Origin of the sequence: Vibrio sonorensis (assembly GCF_001854765.1) — a bacterium.
Classification (GTDB): Bacteria; Pseudomonadota; Gammaproteobacteria; order Enterobacterales; family Vibrionaceae; genus Vibrio; species Vibrio sonorensis.
In genome coordinates this window covers 102,562-117,595 of sequence record NZ_LJJE01000022.1, presented here as the reverse complement: position 1 = coordinate 117,595, position 15,034 = coordinate 102,562, and the positions used below count along the sequence as shown (strand labels likewise).

Annotated in this window: 17 protein-coding genes; 4 read left to right on the top strand and 13 right to left on the bottom strand. The window is 44.6% G+C overall.

Annotated elements, in window-relative coordinates:
- The first annotated feature begins 24 nt into the window (after nucleotides 1-24).
- Nucleotides 25-642: a high frequency lysogenization protein HflD gene (gene hflD, locus BLO31_RS04260; RefSeq protein ID WP_070963036.1), complete on the top strand. Its 618-nt coding sequence runs from the start codon at nucleotides 25-27 to the stop codon at nucleotides 640-642.
- A 139-nt stretch (nucleotides 643-781) separates the two neighbouring features.
- A complete protein-coding gene (purB, locus tag BLO31_RS04255) occupies nucleotides 782-2,152 on the top strand; it encodes an adenylosuccinate lyase (protein WP_070963035.1) in 1,371 nt (456 codons plus the stop codon).
- 46 nt (nucleotides 2,153-2,198) lie between these two features.
- On the opposite strand, the gene BLO31_RS04250 is transcribed toward purB, so the two are convergent.
- The 9 genes from BLO31_RS04250 to htpX form a co-directional block, all read right to left on the bottom strand.
- Nucleotides 2,199-2,723: a DUF3833 domain-containing protein gene (locus BLO31_RS04250; protein ID WP_070963034.1), complete on the bottom strand. Its 525-nt coding sequence runs from the start codon at nucleotides 2,721-2,723 to the stop codon at nucleotides 2,199-2,201.
- A complete protein-coding gene (locus tag BLO31_RS04245) occupies nucleotides 2,720-3,274 on the bottom strand; it encodes a chalcone isomerase family protein (protein WP_070963033.1) in 555 nt (184 codons plus the stop codon). The genes BLO31_RS04250 and BLO31_RS04245 overlap by 4 nt, the downstream gene beginning before the upstream one ends.
- A complete protein-coding gene (locus tag BLO31_RS04240; RefSeq protein WP_070963032.1) occupies nucleotides 3,240-3,749 on the bottom strand; it encodes a DUF2878 domain-containing protein in 510 nt (169 codons plus the stop codon). Before BLO31_RS04240 ends, BLO31_RS04245 begins: the two co-directional genes overlap by 35 nt.
- Before the next feature lie 4 nt (nucleotides 3,750-3,753).
- Nucleotides 3,754-5,004, bottom strand: a complete 1,251-nt coding sequence (locus BLO31_RS04235; protein ID WP_070963031.1) for an SAM-dependent methyltransferase — start codon at nucleotides 5,002-5,004, stop codon at nucleotides 3,754-3,756.
- Nucleotides 5,001-5,771, bottom strand: a complete 771-nt coding sequence (locus BLO31_RS04230; protein ID WP_070963030.1) for a DUF1365 domain-containing protein — start codon at nucleotides 5,769-5,771, stop codon at nucleotides 5,001-5,003. The genes BLO31_RS04235 and BLO31_RS04230 overlap by 4 nt, the downstream gene beginning before the upstream one ends.
- The gene (locus tag BLO31_RS04225) at nucleotides 5,771-7,048 is read right to left on the bottom strand and encodes an NAD(P)/FAD-dependent oxidoreductase (protein WP_070963029.1); all 1,278 of its coding nucleotides are present in this window, start codon (nucleotides 7,046-7,048) and stop codon (nucleotides 5,771-5,773) included. Before BLO31_RS04225 ends, BLO31_RS04230 begins: the two co-directional genes overlap by 1 nt.
- A gap of 12 nt (nucleotides 7,049-7,060) precedes the next feature.
- A complete protein-coding gene (locus tag BLO31_RS04220) occupies nucleotides 7,061-7,786 on the bottom strand; it encodes an SDR family NAD(P)-dependent oxidoreductase (protein ID WP_070963028.1) in 726 nt (241 codons plus the stop codon).
- A complete protein-coding gene (locus tag BLO31_RS04215) occupies nucleotides 7,783-8,202 on the bottom strand; it encodes a nuclear transport factor 2 family protein (protein WP_070963027.1) in 420 nt (139 codons plus the stop codon). The genes BLO31_RS04220 and BLO31_RS04215 overlap by 4 nt, the downstream gene beginning before the upstream one ends.
- Before the next feature lie 179 nt (nucleotides 8,203-8,381).
- Entirely contained in the window at nucleotides 8,382-9,248 is an 867-nt protein-coding gene (gene htpX, locus BLO31_RS04210) for a protease HtpX (RefSeq protein ID WP_070963026.1), read from the bottom strand.
- A 440-nt stretch (nucleotides 9,249-9,688) separates the two neighbouring features.
- Here htpX and BLO31_RS23725 point away from each other — a divergent pair, with 440 nt between their 5' ends.
- On the top strand, nucleotides 9,689-9,856 hold the full coding sequence (locus tag BLO31_RS23725) for a hypothetical protein (RefSeq protein ID WP_175443172.1): 168 nt from the start codon (nucleotides 9,689-9,691) through the stop codon (nucleotides 9,854-9,856).
- Nucleotides 9,857-9,909: 53 nt separating this feature from the next.
- Here the strand turns inward: BLO31_RS23725 and bioD are convergent, their stop codons facing one another.
- The 4 genes from bioD to bioB are packed head-to-tail and all read right to left on the bottom strand — an operon-like array spanning nucleotide 9,910 to nucleotide 13,575.
- Nucleotides 9,910-10,590, bottom strand: coding sequence for a dethiobiotin synthase (bioD, locus tag BLO31_RS04205; RefSeq protein ID WP_070963025.1), 681 nt, complete (start codon nucleotides 10,588-10,590; stop codon nucleotides 9,910-9,912).
- Nucleotides 10,587-11,387, bottom strand: a complete 801-nt coding sequence (bioC, locus tag BLO31_RS04200; RefSeq protein ID WP_070963024.1) for a malonyl-ACP O-methyltransferase BioC — start codon at nucleotides 11,385-11,387, stop codon at nucleotides 10,587-10,589. Before bioC ends, bioD begins: the two co-directional genes overlap by 4 nt.
- Before the next feature lie 3 nt (nucleotides 11,388-11,390).
- A complete protein-coding gene (locus tag BLO31_RS04195) occupies nucleotides 11,391-12,536 on the bottom strand; it encodes an 8-amino-7-oxononanoate synthase (RefSeq protein ID WP_070963100.1) in 1,146 nt (381 codons plus the stop codon).
- Nucleotides 12,523-13,575 carry a biotin synthase BioB gene (bioB, locus tag BLO31_RS04190; protein WP_070963023.1) on the bottom strand — a complete coding sequence of 351 codons (1,053 nt, stop codon included), beginning with the start codon at nucleotides 13,573-13,575 and terminating at the stop codon, nucleotides 12,523-12,525. The genes BLO31_RS04195 and bioB overlap by 14 nt, the downstream gene beginning before the upstream one ends.
- Before the next feature lie 94 nt (nucleotides 13,576-13,669).
- Here bioB and bioA point away from each other — a divergent pair, with 94 nt between their 5' ends.
- Nucleotides 13,670-14,986 carry an adenosylmethionine--8-amino-7-oxononanoate transaminase gene (gene bioA / locus BLO31_RS04185; RefSeq protein ID WP_070963022.1) on the top strand — a complete coding sequence of 439 codons (1,317 nt, stop codon included), beginning with the start codon at nucleotides 13,670-13,672 and terminating at the stop codon, nucleotides 14,984-14,986.
- Nucleotides 14,987-15,034: the final 48 nt, after the last annotated feature.

Below are 15,034 nucleotides of genomic sequence, written 5' to 3'. Positions count from 1 at the left end.
TACAAGTTTCAGGAGTAAGTAGACGTGGCCAACACTCTTTATGACCGTACGATTGCTTTTGCCGGGATTTGCCAAGCAGTGGCACTGGTTCAACAAGTTGCTAAACAAGGTCATTGTGACGAACAAGCGTTAATTACCTCTTTAAATGCGGTACTCAACTTAAGTCCAAACAGTACAATCGATGTCTTTGGCCGAGAGTCCGATCTTCGAGTAGGTTTGGAATGTTTAGTTAACGGTATTGATAGCACGCCATCTGGCAGTGAAGTGACGCGTTATATCATCAGTTTGATGGCTTTAGAACGCAAGCTAAATGGCCGTAATGACGCTATGTCTCAATTAGGCGATAGAATTCAGATGCTCTCTCGCCAACAGGACCACTTTGAGCTTTTAGACGAGCAAATGGTGAGTAACATGGCGAGCGTGTATTTGGACGTTATCAGCCCTATTGGCCCGCGCATTCAAGTATCGGGCACACCATCTGTCCTCCAGCAGACCAGTACGCAACACAAAGTCCGTGCGCTTTTACTGTCTGGTATCCGCAGCGCAGTACTTTGGCGCCAGGTGGGGGGCAAACGCCGTCACCTTATTTTTGGACGCAAGAAGATGGTCGAACAAGCTCAGATACTTTTGGCCCGAATGTAACAATCAGCTCGCGTTTTCCGCGAGCTTGTTTTTTTGACTTCATCAATCTCGCGCAAACGTTTGCGCATTATTCGTGACAATTGCCACAGTTATTGGTATAAAGCTCACGAAATTTAGAAACCCAATTCAGGAGAACATCATGGAACTGTCAGCATTGACTGCTGTTTCACCAGTAGACGGCCGTTACGGTAGCAAGACGATTGCTTTACGTGAAATTTTTAGCGAATACGGTCTGTTGAAGTACCGTACTATCGTTGAAATTCGTTGGCTTCAAAAACTTGCAGCAACAGCGGAAATCGCTGAAGTGCCGGCTTTCAGTGCCGAAGCTAATGCTTATCTAGACGAACTGGCAGCAAACTTCTCAGAAGAAGACGCTAACCGTATCAAAGAGATTGAGCGTACGACAAACCACGATGTTAAAGCGGTAGAATACTTCCTGAAAGAAAAGGTAGCGCCAGTTGCAGAGCTTCACGCGGTCACTGAGTTTATCCACTTTGCATGTACTTCAGAAGATATCAACAACACATCTCACGCTCTAATGCTTAAAGAAGCGCGTGAAACCGTGATTCTTCCTGAAATCCGCAACCTAATTGATGCTATTACTAAGCTTGCCGAAGAGTACCGCGACATTCCTCTTCTTTCTCGTACTCACGGTCAACCTGCTTCTCCGACCACCATGGGTAAAGAGATGGCGAACGTTGCTTACCGCATGGAACGTCAGTACAAGCAAATCGAAAACGTTGAAATTCTTGGTAAGATCAACGGTGCTGTAGGTAACTACAACGCACACCTATCTGCATACCCAGATCTAGACTGGCACAAGTTCAGCGAAGAGTTCATCACTGAGTCACTAGGCGTTACTTGGAACCCTTACACCACTCAAATCGAACCTCACGACTACATCGCTGAGCTATTCGACGCCGTTGCGCGTTTCAACACTATTTTGATCGACTTTGATCGCGATGTTTGGGGCTATATTGCTCTGGGCCACTTCAAGCAAAAAACGATTGCTGGTGAAATCGGCTCTTCTACTATGCCGCACAAAGTTAACCCAATCGACTTTGAAAACTCTGAAGGCAACCTTGGCCTAGCGAACGCAGTGTTCTCACACCTAGCGCAAAAGCTTCCAATTTCTCGCTGGCAACGTGACCTAACCGATTCAACGGTTCTACGTAACCTTGGTGTCGGCGTTGGTTACGCGGTTATTGCTTACACGTCTACCCTAAAAGGCATCAGTAAGCTAGAAGTGAACCGCGATGCACTACTTGCGGAACTTGACCAAAACTGGGAAGTTCTAGCGGAACCTGTTCAAACAGTTATGCGTCGCTATGGTATTGAGAAGCCATACGAAAAACTGAAAGAGCTAACCCGTGGTAAACGTGTTGATGGCGAGGCAATGCGCAACTTTATTGACGGTCTTGAGTTGCCAGAAAGTGAAAAAGCTCGCTTGAAAGAGATGACACCTGCGAACTACATCGGTCAAGCGATTGAGTTAACAGACAAGCTTTAATCGGCTTAATGAATTAAAAGGCTTCCAAACGGAAGCCTTTTTTGTTTTATTCCCCTTGTTTTTGAAAAAATAGGGTCAACTGGCCCACTTCAATTCCAAACTTTTTAATTTTAGTAAGGTTGAAGGCGTGCTTATCGTCCTGTCGATAAAGCCAATCATCAAACTCAACCACTATTGTTGAATCATCTAAAGCCAACTCAAAATCGTATTTCCAGCGCAGTGCGTTGCCCACTTCCTGCCCTATCGCGACTCCTTGAATATCATCTGCTTGGCCTTGGTAATACCCGGGGCGAGTTTCTACAATAGTCCAGATTCGACGCGTTTCTTCCCCATCATCAAATACAAAATCTTCAGTGAGTACCAATTTATCGTCTTTCACTTCGCCAATTATCATCACTTCAAAACGTCGTGTTTGCTTACCCGTGTAGTCTTGAACCATTCCCCACGCCAAGGTTTTACCTTGAAAATAATTAAACAAATCAAAACGCGGAGAACTATTTTGGTACTGATTTAAATCGGCCGTACATGCAACCAAAAATAGACTTAAAAATAAAACGACGCTTTTTCTCATCGAGCTTTTCCTATCAGTTGTTTTCTTAATTCTGGATATGACGTGTCGGGAGAAAGCCAAATTGATAAAAATGCATCATTGAGGGATTCGTTTGCTATCTCGCCTATCATGGTAATGTCTTGGTTTTGTGCTGGGTTGTAATAGAAGCGACCACTATTTCCGTCTGTCACGTAGGTGAGTTCTTGTCCATCTTTGATGTCTGGGAAAATCTTCGCCAGATTTCGGCTCCAACGCTGAATATCACCGCGGTTAAACCCAAGCTTTTCCCATTCACCTTCCGTTGCTTCTAGGAGTTGCTGGCTAGAAATATCGCGTTGGTATTGGATATTAAGAGCCAGCGGATGAGGCGTGATGTCTTGCTGACTTATGTACTCCCCAGATGGGGTTAATAATCTCGACTGGTATACATCAAAGATAAACACCGTTAATTGCGCTTCCCCCACTTCATCCCAATTTTCCCATTGCTTTTCTAAAGCTTCTTTTGCAGTGACAGCACTACTCACCATTAACAGCGCGCTAAGACAGCACGTTTTTACTATTTCCTTTGCCATAACCGTACACCTTCGCAATAAGAGCCATAATCAGGGACCATTCAACGAACAGTACACTGAGTGTTATTGGTAAGGAGTAGTCAAAGGAAACCGCGCCAAACTTATGACCAGCTACGTAGCTTAATGCTCCGGCTACTCCACCTAACACTGATACGAAGGTAAGTGGGTATCGGCTCAATAAAGTTTTCAAAATATAAGCATACCAAGTGAAGCTAAACCACAGAGCAAGCAACCAAATTGGAAAAAAGCTCTGCTCGAAAGAGAGAACGCCAAGTTGCATGTTGCCGTAATCCATCAACATGCCAAACAGGGCAAGAGTAATCGCTTTTTCAATGGGAAACGGCCATCGGATAAGACACACTGCATAGGTACAAGTGGCTAACGCTACGGTTAGCCACTGCATTTGTGTTTGTCCTAATACTGCCAGAAACCAAAGCAGTTGAAACCAGATCGAAGGGTATAGGAGTTTTGCCATAGCGCTACTTCACCGGTGGGCGTCTAAACGTTACGTGAACTGTACTTATACTCCTTGCTTTAAACCCACCTTCGCAGTAGCAAAAGTAGTAGCGCCACATACGGATAAAGCGCTCGTCATATCCAAGTTGTTTCACGCTTTCTATATTGTGGTCAAAACGAACCAGCCAATCGTTAAGGGTCTTTGCATAGTCGATACCAATATCAAACAGATCTTGAATCACTAAATCGCTGTATTTAGTCGCAGTTTGGGTCAGTGCAGTAATAGAGGGTAAAAAACCACCTGGGAAAATATATTTCTGAATAAAATCTACATTGTTGCTGTAGTAATCATAGCGCTGATCAGCAATAGTAATTGCCTGAATCGCCATTAAACCGCCCGGTTTTAATAAGGACTGACACTTTTTCATATATGACTCTAAATAAGCTTTGCCCACAGCTTCTATCATTTCTATGGAGACAAGCTTGTCATATTGCCCCTCAAGCTTGCGATAATCTTGTTTTAGCAAAGTAATTTGATCGTCTAACCCAAGAGTGTGAATGCGTTCCTTTGCGTACTGATATTGCTCTTCAGAAATAGTTGTCGTTGTTACCTTACATCCATAGTGACTCGCCATATGAATTGCCATACCACCCCAACCCGTACCAATCTCTATCACATGATCTTTCTCGGTGAGATTTAACTGGCGGCACAGGCGATCCATCTTGTTTATCTGTGCCTTTTCTAATGAGTCTTTAGAAGATTTGTAAATGCCGGATGAGTACAGCATGTTTTTGTCTAAAAACAACTCGTACAATGGGTTGCCCAAGTCGTAATGCGCGTGGATGTTTTTTTCTGAGTTACTGATGGTGTTTCGATTCGACCAGTGCATCAATTTCATCATTAATCGAGTGAGAGGCGATGTATGGGATTCCAGTTTGTCTAACGCGTCCATGTTTAGCGCCATCAGCTCCGTCACTGCTGTTAGATCTGGACTCTCCCACCAGCCATCCATATACGCTTCTGCCGCCGCGATACTTCCTCCTTTAAGTACACGCGAATAAAAACCCGGATGTTTTACTTTAACAATCGCATTTATTCCGTTTTCGTCTCTTTTACCAAACACTTCTCTTCTCGAAGCCGATTGATCTTCGTACTCTTCCTCTACGGTTAGGCTACCAAACTGGAGCATTGAAACGGCTTTCATCACTAGGGAACGAGAAGATCGCTCTAAGACGTTTAAGCCTCGCGCGTTAGTCACTATTTGCGAGTTCATGGCGTATTTTGCTCCCTGTGTTCGTTATTGTTGTCTGAGTCTGGATGAGCATAGAAAGGGGTCTTCTTTAACCACAACTTAAGCGCATGCCAATAGATTCCTATAATCACTTTTACTGCCATTACCGGTGTTTTGATCAAATGACCAATAAGATTTTTGCTGCTTAACGGTTCTTTCTTCATTGTCATAGTGGCGTCGAACTCTTTTTCCGAACGGTGACACTCTAAGTGGATTAGCACACTCGACTGATGTCGCTTTAAACGCCAATGGTAATTCTGCTCAATGGGATTAAAAGGCGACACGTGGAAGGCTTTTTCATGCTGCCACTTGCCATCTCTAGTTTTGGGTATGGCATAATAATGTCTTTGATTCCACGGGGTGTTGCTCACCTCAGCCAATAAGTACTGCCATTCGCCTTCTTGGTCGAACAGGTAGTAAAAGTTGACCGGACTAAAATAGAACCCTAAGTATCGTAAGTGAACGACTGCTTCTACGCGCCCATCAAAACGCTTTCCTGTAAGTTCAAAAACCTTGTCTTGAATCGCTTGTTTTAGGCAACCTTCACCAAGGTAGTCTTGTCGACGAAATCGAGCCCAGTTCCACCATTTTTGACCGAAACCCACCACTTGTTTTTCTAGTGTTTCCAATTCGTCTAGATCGATACTTGGCATAAACAAATGATAGTTCAAACTATGTGTAGTTGGGGCAAAACGTCGATGCCTTACATTCCCAGATAAGATCGCGCTGTTGAGATCTCGCCCAGTCATTATGCCGCACCTCGCGTTTCTCGCTTTTGTGGTAACTTGCCGATACCCTCCACCACATCCAAAGCACTGCGTACACCATCTTCGTGGAATCCGTTGTACCAGTACGCGCCACAGAACCAGAGACCGTCCAAACCATTTATCTGACTGCGTTTACGTTGTGCTTCCATGGCTGGCTTATTGAATACGGGATGATGGTATTCAAAGCGGCGCAAGATTTTGGCTGGGTCAATCGTCTCCCCACTGTTTAACGAGACACAAAAGGTCACTGGCGCGTCGATGTGTTGGAGAATATTCATATTGTAGGTTAACTTTGGGGCCGCCTGCTCTTCTGCACTATCGCCTGTGAGCCAATAGTTCCAAGAGGCCCAAGCCGCTTTTCGCTTCGGTAACAAAGACGTATCGGTGTGTAAGACCACTTCGTTTGCCTGATATGCCAAGTTAGTAAGTACATCAGTTTGGGCTTCGCTCGGTGCTTCAATCATCGCCAATGCCTGATCACTGTGGCAAGCGAAGATAACCTGATCGAAGTACTCTCTTTTTCCTTGCGCTTCGACCCAAACGCCGTCTTCACTCTTTGCGACTTTCTGCACTGGACTAGAGAGTCGGATATTATCTGCAAAGGCTTTAGTTAGCGGCTTTATGTACGAACGAGAACCGCCATTGACCACGTACCACTGTGGGCGATTAACCACATCTAAAAGACCGTGATTCAAGAAAAATCGGCAGAAAAATTGCAGCGGAAACGCTCGCATATCTGCCAGTGTAGAAGACCAGATAGCCGCGCCCATGGGCAAGATGTAGTTGGTTGAGAAATAATCAGAAAAACGATTTACATCCAGGAACTCACCCAAGGTCTGCTGTTCTCTTTCCCCTTTTGTCGCAACCTTAGCCATTTTATTGAATCGGAGAATTTCCCAAATAAAGTGGTAGAACTTGGGGTTTAGCCAGTTGCGCTTTTGAGCAAAGAGCGTCGTCAACGTATGACCGTTGTACTCCAAGCCATTTTCATCATTGCGCACGCTAAAGCTCATTTCGGTCGGCGTTCCTTTAACACCGATCTCATTCATCAAGGCGATAAAGTTGGGGTAAGTTCTATCGTTGTAGACAATAAAACCGGTATCTACTGCAAAAGGCTGACCCTGAACCTCAACATCAATTGTCGCAGTATGACCTCCGATATAGTCGTTGGCTTCATATACGGTTATGTCGTGCGAACGGTGAAGTTTGTAAGCACAAGTGAGCCCTGATATTCCAGTTCCTATGATGGCTATTTTCACTTCTTTTCTCCGCTAATTTTTTAAAAGTTTTTTTGTCAACGCGTATTGCCAGCTGTATGGCAATGCCCCAATAAATCTCAAAATCGATGTAAATCTTTTCGGGAAATATATTGAGCTTTTCCCTTGTTCAATGCCTTTTCTAATCGCGTTAGACGCTTGTTCGACCGACACCATCATAGGCATGTCAAAAGTGTTTTTATCTGTGAGAGGGGTTTTAACAAAGCCGGGATAAACAACAGAAACCTCTACTCCCTTTGGAGCTAAATCTTGTTTGAGAGCGCGAGCAAAGTAACTCACTGCGGCTTTGGAAGCGCCGTAAGCTTCTGCTCTAGGTAGAGCAAGCTCACTCGCTATAGAGCCGACAATAACGATTCGCTGACCGTTTTGCAGGTGATGTTGAAATGCTTCTATCGTGTTTACCACTCCCATCACATTGGTGTTGAATACGCGTGAAACCAGCTGCGAGTCAACAACGCCCTGTTCGATGTATTCACAATCTCCGGCGTTGAGAATCCACACGTCGGGAACAAGGTCAAAAGAACTTAACGCCGATGTTGCAGACGTTTTGTCAGTCACATCAAAACGCACTGGTACAATGTTGTCGAACTCTGCTTTGAGTTCATTGAGCACCTGCTGATTGCGCCCACACGCATAAACCGTCTTCCCATTGGCAGCATAATCCACACAAAGGGCACGCCCTATCCCAGAAGTGGCACCGGTGATGAAAACGGACTTCATTGACCTAACCTCCGTTTGATGCTTTTTATCAATTTTCCGAGCACGGGAAGGTTTTCGTACAGCATTTCTCCGAGATCAAAATAGTCTCGATGATAGATTACTTTTCCATCTTTAAACTTGAGGTGCGAAACTCCGTTGACGAAGATGGTTGACCCTTTTTGTAAACGCGGGTGTTCCAACTCCATCGTCCATGTTAGAAAACCAGAGTCGCCCACTTGTTGACGCTCTTGAATAACAAACTGACATTTGTGTACATTTTCATACAGCGCTGAAAAATACTCCTGAAGAGCTGACCAGCCTTCCAAACGATGAGCGGCATCTTCAAACACAACTTTGTCGTGATAGACAGCGTCCAACCGATGTAAGTTGTTCTTGTCTAGCTTTTGATAGACTTCCCCTACCTGCGCGACATCCATACTCTGCCCTCTATAATCACTTGTACAACATAGGTTTTTGTACAACTACAATAAGGATAGAATCGAATTGCATACTATCCAAACTCTCAGTTCACGATTATAGATACGGGTTTACTACGGGAATGGATCAAAAAAGGCTTGGTAAAAACCAAGCCTTTTCAGAGAATTAATGACGTTTTTTAAGAGTTTCGAAGTGCTGCAATGCGTTTGTCTAACGGTGGATGGCTCATTAGCAGCTCAGTGATTGAACGTTTGCCATTGATACCAAATGCCATCATTGAGCCTTCTAATTGAGATTCGTGGCTCATTTTTAGTCTTTCCAACGCCGCAATCATTTTGTGTTTACCAACCAGTTGAGCGGCACCAGCGTCTGCGTAAAACTCTCGACGACGGCTGTACCACATTGTAATAAAGCTCGCCAGGAACCCAAACACAAGCTCTAACGCAATCGATACGGCAAAATAAACAAACATGTTGTTCCCTTCACCTTCATCACTGTTATTGCTCGAAGAGACTATATTGGCAATAAAGCGAGACAGGAAGATCACAAAGGTGTTTACCACACCTTGCATAAGAGTCATGGTAACCATATCACCATTCGCTATGTGACTTACTTCGTGAGCAAGTACGGCCTCAGCTTCGTCGCGGGTCATGCTGTGCAGCAATCCGCTGGAAACGGCAACCAAAGAGTCATCGCGTTTTGCGCCAGTTGCGAAAGCATTGATATCTGCAGAGTCGTATATCGCAACGGTAGGCATACCTATACCTGCTTTCTGAGATTGCTGACGAACCGTTTCTAACAACCAGTGCTCCGTTTCGTTACGCGGGCTTTCAATGACCATGCCCCCCACAGAACGCAGTGCCATTTTCTTTGACATCAACAGTGAGATAAAGGCGCCACCAAATCCAAATACGGCGGCCATCACTAGTAAGCCAGACAGGCTTCCTGGTTGCATACCTGTCACGGCATACACGATGTTAAGAACAACACTTAAAACCAGTACAACGGCTAAGTTTGTAGCAAGAAACAACATTACGCGCTTCATTTAGATTCTCCGATAGTGCAAGCAAAACTCTTTTATAGTTAGATTTTAATGTATAGCGTACTTCTTATAGTACGCCATCAATATACACATATAGTCTAAGTGTTTTGATTACAAGGTTAAGCAGTAAATTGAAACATTTGTTTTCTGTTGTTCGCCATCTATTTACTTTGATATCTACTGAGAAATCTATCATTCAACAAACGGATAGATTTGTGATAAAGGCACGGAAAATATTGGTGTTTTCCCGATTTAAAATTCCACAAAAGTCGCAGTTAGCTTCTATATTAAATTGAGTGAGTTAGAAGCAGAAGCGCCAGCAATTCGAGAGAAGTATAAGATTAACTGACTTTGGATTAGACTTTAGTCGAATTGCAGCTATTCATCAAAATGCTAGGCTCACTATCAGATTATTAAAACCATGAGACATAAGGACACGATCCATGGCTGAAGCTAACAACTATCAAATGGCTATTGATTTACTATGTTGTCACCTAGGCATTACCGAGGAAGAAGCAAAACAGCAACTCGGCATTGCGTCTGAGCAGCAACTTCAAAAACAAGTTGTCGATACTCAACAGGCGTTAATGGGCTTTTCTAGCGACGTGTAATAGCATCTAAAACGAAAAAGGGCTGTTTTCACAGCCCTTTTTTTTGCTTTAAATTACTTTAACAGCGGTTCTACGTTAATGTATTTCGCCAGATCTTGTCGCTTCACACTCGGAACGTATGGAATCTCACCTAGCTTTGGCGCTGGGATCTTATTCTCCAACATTTCAATAATTTCGGCGTAGTGCTCTGTACCTGGATTGATTCTATTGGCAATCCAGCCGACAATTTCAATCCCATCAGCCAAAATGGTTTCCATCGTCAACATAGCGTGGCTCAGACAACCCAGTTTGATTCCCACGACCAAAACAACGGGCAACTTTTCTTGCTTTACCCAAGTCGACAAACAGTCTTCGTGAGAAACTGGCACTCTCCATCCACCAGCACCTTCAACCAGCACCATATCACAAGCTGATTTATGACTTTCCAGCTCTTTAGACAGAACGCCATAATCAATGGTCTGATTCTGATATTCAGCGGCGATATGTGGAGAAGCTGGTAGCTCCAGAGCATACGGATTTACTTGCTCGTAAGCTCGCTCTACCGTTGCAGCTTTTATCAAATGCAGTGCATCTGAATTTCGCCATCCTTGTTCTGTTTTTTCACAACCCGCAGCGACTGGCTTATAGCCGACTGTTTTTAAGTCCTTTTTCGCTAAGGCGTGTAAAATTGCCTTTGAAGCGACTGTTTTACCAACATCGGTATCCGTACCTGCAATAAAAAATGCGTTAATCATAGATTAATAACCCCCATACAAACCTGATACGTAGCAGGTAAAAGACCTTGTTGATTTGCATACCCCAGGTACTCTTGTTCGATCTTTTTCAGACTATTGCGACACAGAGGTTTAGGCGAACGTTCACTGACGTGATTTGCACCAATACCTTTTAAGTCTCGCATTAAAGATATGGCCGTGGGGTACCAAACAACCATGGTGGGCAAGTCTAGATGATGGGAATGGCAACCGGATTGCGCTAACGCAACTTTTACTTGATTGAACGAGACAAACTCATTCACGTGTTGATATGTGTCAATTTTGCCCCATGCCTGCTTCAATTCTGCAAGAGAACCATCTAGCAAAGTGGCAAAGCCTGCTCGGCCTTGAGGTTTGACAACGCGCTTTATCTCCTTCAATGGCACCGACAAATCGTCACACCATTGCAGAGCGAGGCTACTAAAAACCATATCAAAAGAATCGCTGTCGAAAGGAAGTTGTTCTGCGTCTCCGACTTGGTAACTCACCCCCACTTCTCCACAACGAGATTTTGCCACTTCTAACATGATGGGGGAAAGGTCTAAACAAGTCACTATGGCTCCGCGCTCTCGCAGAAGTTGAGAGAAATAACCCGTTCCACAACCGAGATCTAATACCTGTTTACCCTTTAGGTTTGCAGGTAGTAAGTTAAGCAGTCGTGTTCCAACATCTCTTTGAAATGCTGCGTGCTGGTCGTAGGTCATCGCCGCTTTTGAAAATGAATCGGCTATTTTTTGCTTGTCGCAAATTTTAATGGAATCGTATACTGCATGTTCCATTGCTTATGCTCCCAACGCTTTTTTCACACTACTCGCTAGGCGGTCAATGTGCGTTTTTGAGTGATTAGCGGTCAAAGTGATCCTAAGTCTTGCTGATTGATTGGGAACCGTTGGTGGCCGAATGGCGGTCACCCACATCTTTTCTTCTTGCAATCGTTCGGAAAGGGCTAAAGCTCTGTCACTTTCACCTAAAATAAATGGTTTAATCGGCGTTTGGGTCTGAACATAGCCTTCTAAGTCCCCGAAGCACTTATCAAAATGCTCTTGAAGCTCGGATAAAACATCTCGGCGCCAGTCTTGACTGCGAACCATGTTGACCGCGTGAGTAAGCGCATAAGCCTGAGACGGAGGAATCGCAGTGGAATAGACGTGATGACGGGCAAACTGTGTTAAATAGTCTCCGAGCATTTCATCACATAGAATAGCTGCGCCCGACAAGCCAAATGCCTTGCCAAAGGTGATAATCTGTACCTGTGGTTTAACGTTGTGAAAGTGGCAACTGCCTTTACCTTCACGCCCTAAGACACCGATACCATGGGCATCGTCAACGCAAAGCAGAGCTTTATCAGAAATTTCATTGCAAATGGATTTCAGCGGTGAGAGGTCACCATCCATGCTAAACACCCCTTCAGTAACCACGAGCGTATCGCGGTTGGCGTCTATCAGTTGGCTTAAATGCGAAACGTCATTGTGGCGGAATCGCCTCATATCAGCTGGAGATAGCATACCAGCCTCCATGAGTGATGCATGGTTTAACCTGTCCTGAAGTAGCAAGTCTCCTTTTTCCAGCAAACACGCCAGCAGAGCCTGGTTGGCTGAAAAACCAGATCCAAACAAGATCGCTCGCGGATAGTCCAGCCAATTGCAAAGCGCTTGTTCTAAATTTCGGTGCGCTTTGCTAAAACCAGTAACAAGAGGTGAGGCCCCACTACCACATCCATATAACTCTATACCCTGCTGCCAAGCCTTTTTTAACTCGTCATCGCCAGCTAGGCCAAGATAATCATTGTTGGCAAAATTTATATACTTTTTACCATTGTGGATTAAATTGACACTATTACCCTGCTCTATCGTTTTGATAGTACGAGACAGCGAAGAGTTCTCTCTTTCCGCTAATCGCTCAGCGATTCTCTTATTAAAGGCTTGCATCGTAGAAGAGGTCATCTTTACTTGGACGAGCAGCAACGCGTTCTACCACTCTATCTAGAAGTTCGTTCTCTTCAATTTCATCTGGCTTTTGGGACACTTCTTGGCTGTTGATGCCCAACTTGTTGAAGAGCTGCATGTCTTTATCTTCTGAAGGGTTTGGAGTGGTCAGAAGCTTACAACCATAAAAGACGGAATTTGCTCCTGCCATAAAACAAAGCGTTTGCATCTGCTCGTTCATATTCTCTCGCCCAGCCGAAAGTCGTACAGCTGAAGCTGGCATCATGATCCGCGCAATCGCAATAAGGCGAATAAAATCAAATGGCTCAACGTCGTCAACTTCTTCAAGTGGCGTGCCTTTGACCTTAACCAACATATTGATCGGCACACTCTCTGGGTGCGTTGGCAAGTTGGCTAGCTCGGTTAGCAGTCCCGCTCGGTCATTGGCACTTTCGCCCATACCGATAATACCGCCAGAGCAAATTTTCATGCCGGCATCACGTACGTGGGACAAGGTATCTAAGCGATCTTGATAGGTACGTGTAGTGATGATGCTACCGTAGAATTCTGGCGAAGTATCCAAGTTGTGATTGTAATAATCTAAACCAGCATTCGATAATTCTTGCGCTTGATCCGGCGTCAACATACCCAAAGTCATACAGGTCTCTAAGCCCATTTCCTTAACGCCCTTAATCATTTGCGTCAGGTGAGGCATATCGCGCTCTTTAGGGTTCTTCCATGCTGCTCCCATACAGAAACGCGTCGAACCCGCATTTTTGGCTTTTTGTGCAGCATCGAGCACGCGTTCGACTTCCATCAAGCGTTCTTTTTCAATATCTGTAGTATAGCGAGCACTTTGTGGGCAGTACTTACAATCCTCTGGGCAAGCACCTGTTTTTATTGATAACAGAGTACTTACCTGCACGTGATTGTGCTGTTGAAATTTGCGGTGAACCTGCTGGGCTTCAAACAAAAGATCCATAAATGGTTTTGCCATTAGCGCTCGTACTTCAGCGATGGTCCAGTCGTGACGGATTTCCACATGCATTCCTTTATTTCTAACTTATTTTAATAGCTTGGCTAGTCTATAGGCTTAGGTTATGCTGTCAACAAAAATAAAATACCAAGGTTTACATATGAGCAATAATTGCGCAATAAGTAATAATACCAACGTTGATCTCGACTTTGATCGCAAACATATCTGGCACCCATACACCTCGACTGTATCACCCTTAACCTGTTATCCAGTTGAGAGTGCACAAGGTGTCGAGATCGTTTTGGAAGATGGTCGCAAACTGGTGGACGGTATGTCGTCTTGGTGGTCAACAATACATGGTTACAATCACCCTGCACTTAACCAAGCGGCTAAAAATCAGATCGATAAGATGTCACACGTTATGTTTGGGGGCATCACACACAAGCCAGCCGTCGATCTTTGTCAAAAGTTATTGTCCATCGCCCCATCTAGCCTCAATCACGTCTTCTTATCTGATTCTGGGTCTGTAGCAGTCGAAGTGTCACTTAAGATGGCTTTGCAGTACTGGCATAGCAAAGGTGAGAAACGCTCTAAATTTCTAGCATTGCGAAATGGCTACCATGGCGATACATTCGCAGCCATGTCTGTAACAGACCCCGACAACTCCATGCACAGCCTATATAAAGGTTTTTTACCTCAACACGTCTTTAGCCAAGCGCCAAGCATCGGGTTTTACCAACAGTGGGATGAAAGCTGTCTAGATGATATCAAACACCAAGTTGCTTCTCACCACACTGATATTGCTGCAATTATCCTCGAACCGATAGTCCAAGGCGCTGGTGGTATGCGTATTTACCACCCCAACTACCTTAAAGGGGTAAGAGCGCTCTGTGATCAGTACGGGCTATTACTTATCGCCGATGAAATAGCGACTGGCTTGGGTCGTACGGGGAAGATGTTCGCCTGTGAGCACGCAGAAATCGAGCCCGATATCTTGTGCATTGGCAAAGCGATCACTGGCGGTTATGTCACCTTGGCGGCAACTCTAACGACCAGTCACGTAGCCAACACCGTATGCGAAGGTGAAGCAGGCTGCTTTATGCATGGTCCCACATTTATGGGAAACCCGTTGGCTTGCTCTATCGCTAATGCCAGCTTAGATCTACTTGCAACCGGAGAGTGGATTCAGCAAGTGCGTAATATCGAAAGTTACTTTGCAAAGACACTGCCTTCACTCACTAAGTATGAAAGAGTAAAAGAGGTTCGATGGCTTGGCGCGATTGGAGTAGTTGAAGCAAGGACTCCGGTCAATATGGAAACCATTCAGAAGGCGTTTGTCGACGCTGGAGTTTGGATACGACCGTTTGGCAAACTCATCTACATAATGCCACCGTATATTATTGATACTCACTCTCTAGATAAGTTGATTGAAGCTATTCGATTGACTCTAGATAGGTCTGACTGTTTTCAGTCGTGATTTAACACCCCAAGAATGAAAAAACCGGAGTCAGTTCAGTTCTAGCTC